Origin of the sequence: uncultured Henriciella sp., assembly GCF_964005855.1 — a bacterium.
Taxonomy (GTDB): Bacteria; Pseudomonadota; Alphaproteobacteria; order Caulobacterales; family Hyphomonadaceae; genus Henriciella.
This window is the reverse complement of record NZ_CAXFSW010000043.1, coordinates 1-1,793: the sequence shown is the minus strand read 5'-3', so window position 1 is coordinate 1,793 and position 1,793 is coordinate 1. Positions and strand designations below refer to the sequence as shown.

Annotated in this window: 1 protein-coding gene; it reads right to left on the bottom strand. The window is 62.1% G+C overall.

The features are described from left to right. The coding region (locus tag ABNU55_RS15665; protein WP_348764593.1) for a glutamate synthase central domain-containing protein at positions 1–1,793 on the bottom strand (1,793 nt) is incomplete at both ends.

Genomic DNA, 1,793 nt, shown 5'->3' with positions numbered 1-1,793 from the left:
ACGCCGGACTGGGCGACGAGCTTCACACAGACCCGGCAGTCCGGGTTGATCTGCTTGAGGTCATAGATGAGCTGGGCAAGGTCCTCGATGGAATATATATCGTGGTGCGGCGGCGGAGAAATCAGGGTCACGCCCGGCGTTGCATGCCGGTTCTTGGCGATGAGTTCGGTGACCTTGAAGCCCGGCAGCTGACCGCCCTCGCCGGGCTTGGCCCCCTGAGCGATCTTGATCTCCACCTCGCGGCACTCATTGAGGTATTCCGCCGTCACGCCAAAGCGGCCGGAGGCGACCTGCTTGACCGCCGAGTTCATATTGTCGCCGTTGGGGAGCGGGCGATACCGCTCGCGGATTTCACCGCCCTCCCCGGAAACCGACTTCGCGCCGATCCGGTTCATGGCGACGTTTAGCGTGCCATGGGCCTCCGGACTGAGCGCGCCGAGCGACATGCCCGGGGTCACGAAGCGCTTGCGGATTTCATTCACAGACTGGACCTGCTCCAGGGGGATGGAGGTCTGGCTGCGGGTCTTGAAGTCGATAAGATCGCGCAACTGAATGGGTGCGCGTCCACCCAGGGCGTCAACATAGCGTTCATAGAGCGCATAGTCGCCGCGGTCGCAGGCCGCCTGCAGCATGTGGATGAGGTTGCCGTCGAGGGCGTGCGGCTCTCCCGACGCTCGCAGGCGGTAGAAGCCGCCCACCGGCAGCGAAATGACATCCTCATCGAAGGCGAGCTCGTGACGCTCGACCGCATTGTCCTCCAGGCCGGCAAGACCGATGCCGGAAATACGGCTGGTCATGCCGGGGAAATAGTCAGCGACCAGCGCGCGGGAGAGGCCAAGCGCCTCAAAATTGTAGCCGCCGCGATAGGACGAGATGACCGAGATGCCCATCTTGGACATGATCTTCAGAAGCCCCGCCTCGATCGCCTTCTTGTAGTTCTGGACATAGACGTTGAGCGATTCATCGCCGAGCAGGCCGCGCTCGTGGCGGTCGGCAATGGCTTCCTGCGCCAGATAGGCGTTCACACAGGTGGCGCCGACACCGACCAGAACGGCGAAGTAATGCGTGTCGAGACACTCTGCCGAGCGCACTGTCAGCGAGCAGAAGGTACGAAGGCCTTGGGCAACGAGGTGGCTGTGTACGGCACCGGTCGCAAGGATCATCGGGATCGCGACATTTTCCGGATCCTGGTTCTCGTCGGAAAGGACAATATGCTCCCGGCCCGCGCGCACGGCCTCTTCAGCCTCTTTCTGGATACGCGAGAGCGCTTCCTTGAGCGCGCGCCCGTCCTGACGCACGCCGGCCATCGGGAAGGTGCAATCGATATGCTCGACGCCATCGCCGAGAATTTCCATCAGCCGGTGATACATGCCGGTCGAAAGGACAGGGCTTTCCAGCACGAAGACGTTCTGCTGAGTCTCGTCGGTGGTGAGGATATTGCCGAGGTTCTTGAAGCGCGTTTTTAGCGACATCACACGGTCTTCGCGCAGCGGATCGACCGGCGGATTGGTCACCTGGCTGAAGCTCTGGCGGAAGAAGTGCGAGAGCGGGCGGCACTCCTGTGAGAGCACGGCCACGGGCGTGTCGTCGCCCATCGAACCGATGGCTTCCTTGCCATCCTCGGCCATGGGCGCAAGGATCAGTTCTGAGGATTCAAGCGTAAAGCCCGCCACCATCTGGCGGCGCAGCAGCATCTCCTTGTCGAAGAGGCGCGGTTCCTCGCCCTTGATGATGTCGACTTCAAGCTCTTTGACGTTCTTCAGCCAGTCGGAATACGGGTGCTCCGCAGCGAG